The organism is Bacteroidia bacterium (assembly GCA_026932145.1).
In the GTDB taxonomy this organism is placed as follows: Bacteria; Bacteroidota; Bacteroidia; order J057; family JAIXKT01; genus JAIXKT01.
The window spans coordinates 115,114-122,483 of sequence record JAIXKT010000008.1 but is presented as its reverse complement, the minus strand read 5'-3'; the positions used below and the strand labels follow the sequence as shown (position 1 = coordinate 122,483).

The 7,370-nt window shown below is 38.4% G+C and carries 6 protein-coding genes; 3 read left to right on the top strand and 3 right to left on the bottom strand.

Annotation, left to right across the window (positions count from 1 at the left end; genetic code table 11):
- Positions 1 to 48: 48 nt before the first annotated feature.
- A complete protein-coding gene (locus LC115_03560) occupies positions 49 to 1,266 on the bottom strand; it encodes a hypothetical protein (GenBank protein MCZ2355763.1) in 1,218 nt (405 codons plus the stop codon).
- A gap of 87 nt (positions 1,267 to 1,353) precedes the next feature.
- Here LC115_03560 and LC115_03555 point away from each other — a divergent pair, with 87 nt between their 5' ends.
- From LC115_03555 to LC115_03545, 3 genes are all read left to right on the top strand, one after another.
- Positions 1,354 to 3,567 carry a S9 family peptidase gene (locus tag LC115_03555; protein ID MCZ2355762.1) on the top strand — a complete coding sequence of 738 codons (2,214 nt, stop codon included), beginning with the start codon at positions 1,354 to 1,356 and terminating at the stop codon, positions 3,565 to 3,567.
- A gap of 190 nt (positions 3,568 to 3,757) precedes the next feature.
- Positions 3,758 to 4,201, top strand: coding sequence for an HNH endonuclease (locus LC115_03550; GenBank protein ID MCZ2355761.1), 444 nt, complete (start codon positions 3,758 to 3,760; stop codon positions 4,199 to 4,201).
- A gap of 27 nt (positions 4,202 to 4,228) precedes the next feature.
- Complete coding sequence (locus LC115_03545) at positions 4,229 to 4,474, top strand: hypothetical protein (protein ID MCZ2355760.1); 246 nt, start codon at positions 4,229 to 4,231, stop codon at positions 4,472 to 4,474.
- A 56-nt stretch (positions 4,475 to 4,530) separates the two neighbouring features.
- Here LC115_03545 and LC115_03540 read toward each other — a convergent pair whose 3' ends face one another.
- Positions 4,531 to 5,850 (bottom strand): flippase, encoded by a 1,320-nt coding sequence (locus tag LC115_03540; protein ID MCZ2355759.1) that lies wholly within the window; start codon positions 5,848 to 5,850, stop codon positions 4,531 to 4,533.
- A gap of 92 nt (positions 5,851 to 5,942) precedes the next feature.
- Complete coding sequence (locus LC115_03535) at positions 5,943 to 7,223, bottom strand: amidohydrolase family protein (protein MCZ2355758.1); 1,281 nt, start codon at positions 7,221 to 7,223, stop codon at positions 5,943 to 5,945.
- Between the last annotated feature and the right edge of the window lie 147 nt (positions 7,224 to 7,370).

Sequence of the window (7,370 nt, the reverse complement as noted above, 5' to 3'; positions counted from 1 at the left end):
TATATGAATATAGATACATTTTGGTCTAATTAAAATATCATTATCGTATTACTTATTATCAATATTTTTTAGGAATATTACTTTTCTGTTTTCAATAGAATAGGCTTTATTTTGCCAGATAAAAGCAGTTTTTTCGTCTGTGAAATCAACGTCATCAGCAATCCCGTGAATGCTGCCTTTGGTTTTATAGGCGAGGATTACCTTATCTGGATGCGGATTGTAATTACGGCGTTCATCACAAAGGAGAATATGCACCGGCTTGGTAATTTTACTCGATAGCTCTAAATCTCTGATAGCCGATAGATTATCACCAATTAACACTATCTCTTTGTAGGGTGCTTGGTAATTGTTTAGGGCATAGAGCAGTGCTTCTACGTCATTTTCGGGGGTATCGCCCCCTTCACCTCCCAACATAGCAGCTTGGAGGGTATCCAAAACTTCCTCAATATCATTGGGCGGCACAGCGTAAATACCGCCGGTTTTGCCAATGACTTTATTGGTAAAATTTTTTATATCTAACTTTGTGCCACCGTTTTTAATATAATCATCTCCATCATTGAAGAAAAATAAGTGAGCAATACGTTGCGCGTCTGCGTGTGTGCGTATCCAGCGAAGTAACTGAGCAGTATAGGGATACATACTCCCCGTTAAATCTATTACAACCAACATCTTATCCCATTCAGGATATTTTGAAAATACCTTAAAAATCACAGAATCCTTAAATGCAACCTGACCATCCACAAACTTTTTGATTATCCCGATCTTAAAATCTACTAACTGTCGGATTTTATTTTGCATCGAATCTTCTGCGGTGTTGCTATTTTGGGCAGAATGACTAACTTGAAGATGAACCACAAATCCGTGAAATAGCTGCTTTGCAGCTTGTTTATCTATACAATCCGTTTGGATAACATTCTGATAATAAATAGATTGTTTTAAAAACACTGTATCTAATGAAAATAGTGCCTGCAGCCGTCTGTTTTGTAGCTGCCGAAACCCTCCATGATTCCAAGTAGCTGTATCTAAGGGAAATGCAGAATAAACGATTTCTACTTTTTGAATGACTTTGTTGGGATAATTTTTTTTCCAGAAACTTGGCTCATGAATCTGATATTGACCATAACTAAATGGCAAAATCATCACAGAATCAGATTGTTGCGGACAAATATAGTGTGTTATCAAGCTATCTTTGAGCCATATTATTTGACTAAACCCTCCCGATACCAGCAATAAGTACCCCAAAAGTAACCCGACCACTTTGTGCATATTTTGTAACGTATAGCTAAGATACGCTAAAAATAGTTTTGTCGCCAATATCTCCTATTTATTTCTCGATAGCCCTGCCGATTTTTTTTGTTATTTCGTGTTATGCAAGCAACCACTAAGTTTATAGTTTTTTTATGTTTATGTAGTTGTTTTTTTCTGAAAGGATTTTCTCAGGAGAAAAAACTAACCGTAGAAGATGCTGTTTTGAAAGAAAGAACAGTGCTTGGTCCGGCAATTTTACCTCAAATTCAATGGAGGGGCACAACAGGTAAAGTTTCTTATGTGCAAAAGCAAGCTAACGGCAATGACTGGTGGGTGGAAACATCACCACAGATGACCAAAGGCGGTTCTGGTACAGATAGCTTGTTTAGCTTAAATAGCTTTAACGAAGTAGCAATCGCCACTAAACTACCTAAGTTTATGGCTTTCCCTATCTTTAATTGGTTAGATAACAATACATTGTACTTTAATCAAGGTGCAAAATATTATTCATATTCTGTAACATCACGCAGCATAATCCAGATTAGTGAAGTTCCCGCTGAGTCTGAAAATATCCAAATAGAGCCTAAGAACTTTCATATTGCATATTCTCAGGAAAACAACCTGCACATTCGCTATCGGAATGGGCAAGATGTTGCCGTTACTCACGAAACGGACAAAGCAATAGTCTGTGGCTTTCCTGCACACCGAAATGAATTTGGAATCAACCAAGGGATTTTTTGGAATCATTCCGGAACGGCTTGTGCTTTCTATCGTATGGATCAAACAATGGTTACAGATTACCCAATTATTGACTTTGATGAAATGCCGGCTAAATCCAATCCCATCAAATATCCTTTTGCCGGTCAGGCAAGCCACCACGCCACTGTGGGTGTTTTTGACCTAAATACCCAAAAAACGATTTATCTAAATACCGGTGAACCCAAAGAACAATACTTAACCAATATAACCTTTACTCCTGATGATAAACTCATCTACATCGCCATTGTAAATCGTGGGCAAAATGAGCTGAAATTAAATGTGTATAATGCTGAAACAGGGGCATTTATCAAGACATTATTTACAGAAACTCACGCTATTTATGTAGAGCCGGAAGCCGGCCCTGAGTTCCTGCCGAGTAAGCCAAGTGAGTTTTTGTGGCTTAGCGAACGAGACGGGTTTAACCACATCTATCACTATGATACTACCGGTAAACTCATCGCACAAATCACACGTGGAAATTGGATTGTTTCTAAAATAATCGGGTTCAACAAAGCCGGTTCGCAGGTACTATTTTTGGGGAATCCCGAAAATCCAACCAATATGCTACCTTGCACAGCTAAATTAGCTGTTAAACAAGGTGATAAATCTGCCGTAATATGGAGTCAGCTAAAGGGAGTACATACCGCCGTGCATAACGCTAATAACGATTGGTTTGTGGATATATACTCATCAGCCGAAGTGCCCAGAGAAATAGCCATACGAGACTTTAGTTTTCAGGAAATCAAACCTTTATTAAAGGCAGAAAATCCCTTAAAATCATACACTTTGGGAAAAACTACCGTAGGAATTATCCCAAGCGGTTTTGGCCAAACGCACAATATGCCGCTATACTACCGGATGATTACTCCGCCAAATTATGACCCAAATAAAAAATATCCGGCTTTAATCTATGTTTATGGAGGTTCACACGCCCAGTTGGTCATCAATAATTGGCTTTCGGGGGCCAGCCTGTGGTTCCATTATTTAGCTCAAGAAGGCTACGTTGTTTTTACCGTTGATAATCGTGGTTCTGAAAACAGAGGTAGAGACTTTCAGCAAGCTACATTTCGGAAGCTGGGTCAATCAGAATTAGAAGACCAATTAACGGGTTTACGGTTTCTAAAGAGCCATTCATTTGTAGATTCAGCACGCATTGCCGTTTATGGTTGGAGTTTTGGAGGATTTATGACCACAACGATGATGTGTAAAACACCCTTTTTCAAGGTGGGAATAGCTGGAGGCCCCGTGATAGATTGGAAAATGTATGAAATCATGTACACCGAGCGTTATATGGATACTCCTGCCGAAAATCCGGCCGGCTACAAAGAAGCTAACCTACTCAGTGCCGCCCATAACCTTAACGGTAGATTAATGCTGATTCACGGAACATCTGATGACGTGGTTGTGTGGCAACACAGTATTAAATTCCTAAAAGAAGCGATAAAGTCCGGCAAACAAGTAGATTACTTTGTGTATCCGGGGCATCAACATAACGTTTTGGGGCCAGATAGATTACACCTGATCCAAAAAATCACCCGCTATCTATTTGATTTTTTGTAACCTAAATCAGCTATTAGACTTCTTTCCGAATTCACATTATATTTTTGAACTCCAAAATACTTGATATTATGAACAATAGCTATAAATTACGAGCAGAATGTTTTTCTATGATAAATCCTGGAAATCAGATAGTTAATCACATTGTTTTTTTATTCATGATCTTTATTAGTATTTTAACGCAGAAATTAAAATGAAAAGATTATACTTAATTATACCATTACTTTTATTCAGTTTCTATTGTTTTTCTCAAAGTAGATATATTTCGGGAACAACAAAAAAGATTGTTTATACAAGAGACGGCGGCAAATGCAAATGCTGTGGTAGCTCTCAAAAGTTAGAATATGACCATATCATACCCTATTCTTGTGGCGGAGTTAGTGATGCCTCAAATATTCAGTTGCTCTGTCAAGGATGCAACCGAAGTAAATCAAATGGCTGTTATTGTAAAATACATAATAAAAAAGTGGGCAATAACTGCTGCGAAAATAAGGAAACAGTGCCAAAACCACCCGAACCTTCTTCTGATACCCAAAAGACCTCTACTACTTCAAGCCAATGCACTGGAATAACCAAGAAAGGCACAAGGTGTAAAAATATGACTACCAACCCTAATGGACGATGTCATTTACATTAATGATTGGATAAAACAACCTAAATAGAAATGAATAAGAATATATTATTCGCAATAGATGCAAATACAGAGGAAATAATTATTTCAGAATCTCCAAAAGGGAGTAATAAAATAAACTTTATTGAACGTATTGAACGCAAAGACAACGAAATTCTCTATAACGCTGTTGTAACTTTAACGAGCATTGCAAATACTCCAAATCTTGACACTACAATTTTTAAAGCAATGGATAAAGTGTGTCAAATGGCTTATAACAAATACAAGGAAGTTAAGTAATATCTTTCTCGGACTTAGAATAGGAAATAGCTAAGCATTATTACCAAAGTATTGTGTTAATAAATACCGGGGATATACATTGCTTTGATGGCAAATTTTTTCCGGATATACCAGACACTGGCTAAATTCCAGAATATAATACTGAGGCCACTGGCACAGGCTGAGCCTAAGATTCCATAGGTAGGTGTCAAGATTATATTGACAATAATATCGAGTACAGCAGCGATAACTGCAATCCATTGAAATACTTTTTCGCTACCTGTCATTTGCAGAAATACGCCGCAAGATCCTGTGGCAGCGTTGATAAACTGCGCAAAAGCTAATACCCACAGAGCAATTTTACCGGCAATAAATTCTTTTCCAAAAAGACCTAACCAAAAACTGGGCAGCAAAGACGTTATTAAAAGAATCGGAATGGTTGTCCAAAAAATCATCACATTAGAACGGCGCATGATTTTTCCCAACGAAACCATATCGCCTTGGGCATAAGCTTCCGAAAACTTAGGTGCCGTAACGCTATTGAAAGCAACTAAGGTAAATATGGTCAGTTGTGATAATTTGAGAACGACATTGTATATGCCCACATCCGAGTTTTGGTGAAAATAAGCTAAGAACATTGTGTCTGTCCAGCCGGTAAGTAAGCGTATGGAAGAGGCAAGCAATAATGGTAGAGCCGTTTTCAGCAGCCCTGAGGCTGATTCATTGGAATTATCTATGGCAATTCCACGATATTTTTGCTGCCAAAGAAACGATGCTAACAACCACGACAATACAATTCCGGCCCCAAAAGCAAGTATCGGATCAAAAACACCATTAAGCCAAAGAACACCAAACGCAATAGCTGCAAAAATGAATCTAAGGACGTTTTGAAAAACAGTATATCGCATTATGTCCTTAGTTCCTTGAAAAGCAGCGGCTTGGTAGTTTAGCAGCGCAAGCGGCAAAACAAGTAATGCCGATATTTGTAGCGGCTTAATGAGCACTGGCTTCCCTAAATGTGTTGCGATAAAAGGAATCAGTAAATAAGAAATTACCGTTACAATAAGGCCACAAACGACTACATAGTTTTTGCCTATTTTATACACTTTCAGTAGTTTTGTTTTTGCCTCATCGGCTAAAAATGCAGCTACATAACGGACAATGGCCGTTTCTAACCCTAGATTAGAAACCACAGCAGCAATGTTCATAAAGGTAAAGCACACCGAAAAAACACCCCAAGCATCTGCGCCGGCTAAACGGGTTACGGTAACAGTAAAAAGATAGCTCGCTAAAAAACCAAATAGTCTTATAAAAAAAGCTGTACCGCTTTTTAGCACCAATTCGCGGCTATCCGGCTCTTTTAATAGCCATCTGAATTTTGTTAATATTTTCTCCAAGTGTATGTTATTTCTCTAATAAATAAAACACCAGCTATAAAAGCTGAAAAACATAAAATATTGGTACATAATTTCTTAAACTACAAAACAAACTATCGTGATTTGAATTTTTCGTATAAATCAGTTTGTTTATTCGCTAATGATATTTTTCTGCCGGATATAAAGGCCAGTTCTACGATGGATTCTTGCATATCTAAAACGTCTCCGGAAGTTACTATCAAGCTGGCTTCTTTTCCTGTTTCGAGGCTTCCTATTTTTTGGGAACATCCTAAGATTTTGGCGGCATTCAATGTAATTGATTGAAGGGCTTGTTCTTTGGGTAAGCCATAGGCGGCGGCTGTTCCGGCCTGAAAAGGCAAGTTGCGCTGATTCCACATTCCCTCCAATGATAGTGCATACATAATTCCGGCTTCTTGTAATAAATTGGGAAGTTCGTATGGGAGCGTAACGGGGTCATCTTCCCGAAATGGTAAACTATGCACCGGACGCAAAATAACAGCGGCTTTGGATGATTTTATCATCGGGATAACACGGCGAATCTCGCCTCCACCAATAATGACGGGTTTTAGCTTAAACTCTGAAGATAACGATAATGCTTGCGTAATTGCTTGAGCATCTTGAACATGAAAAAATACGGGTTTTTCGCCGGCCAAAATAGGCCTCATTGCTTCCCAACGTAAATCTATTGGAGTTTCATTCGAAATACGCTGCTGCCTATATCGCAAAGCAGTAGTAAATATCTGACGAAGCTCCTGAATCACCTCTAACTGTTTTTTTCGCTGGTCTTCCGGAGATATTTGGGCACTTTGGTATAAGTTAAATGCCGGTAACCGAATGTGCAGCCCAACATCAACCATAAAAGATGCTTCTTCATAGCTCCATGCATCTAACTGAACCACAGATGATAAGCCGGAAATCAATTCTCCGTCCGGAACAATTTGGGCATACAAAATACCATTAGAACGGATGGTTGGGGTTACACGTGAGTCGGTGTTATATGCTATTATGGCTCTGATGTTGGAGTTAATTCTTCCTACTTCATTAATATCTCGGGTTGGGCGGGCAGCATCTATTTCTACTAACCCGATTTTGGTATTGGTTGCAATTAGTCCCGGATAAATATGCTTGCCGGAACAATCAATGATTTCGGATCCGGTTTCGGGGGATTCGCCTTCCTGTATTTTGGTAATTTGCCCATTGGCAAAAACAATTGTTCCTCGCTCAATAACCAGTCCGTTTCCGGTATGAATCGTTCCATTTACCAAAGACACCGAGCGTGCTTGGGCAGGCGCAGGTTTAGGCACACTTTGAGCAAAACTACCAACACATAACAACCAAAACCAAATTAACCCGCCTATTAATAGTTTATTCATCGCTACTTTCAAAGCGTGAATTTCAACCTTTTTGTTAAGAATTTGTATTAGATTTCAGAAAAAATTAATAACTTATTGATTACCAAAAAATTAACCCATAAAAATACCTAATTACAATTCTAATTTTTTATTCGCTATTTTTGCAAA

Bases quoted from the DNA above. Each gene is read 5' to 3' on its own strand.
- LC115_03560 (MCZ2355763.1), bottom strand. From the start codon at position 1,266: ATGCACAAAGTGGTCGGGTTACTTTTGGGGTACTTATTGCTGGTATCG.
- LC115_03550 (MCZ2355761.1), top strand. From the start codon at position 3,758: ATGAAAAGATTATACTTAATTATACCATTACTTTTATTCAGTTTCTAT.
- LC115_03545 (MCZ2355760.1), top strand. From the start codon at position 4,229: ATGAATAAGAATATATTATTCGCAATAGATGCAAATACAGAGGAAATA.
- LC115_03535 (MCZ2355758.1), bottom strand. From the start codon at position 7,223: ATGAATAAACTATTAATAGGCGGGTTAATTTGGTTTTGGTTGTTATGT.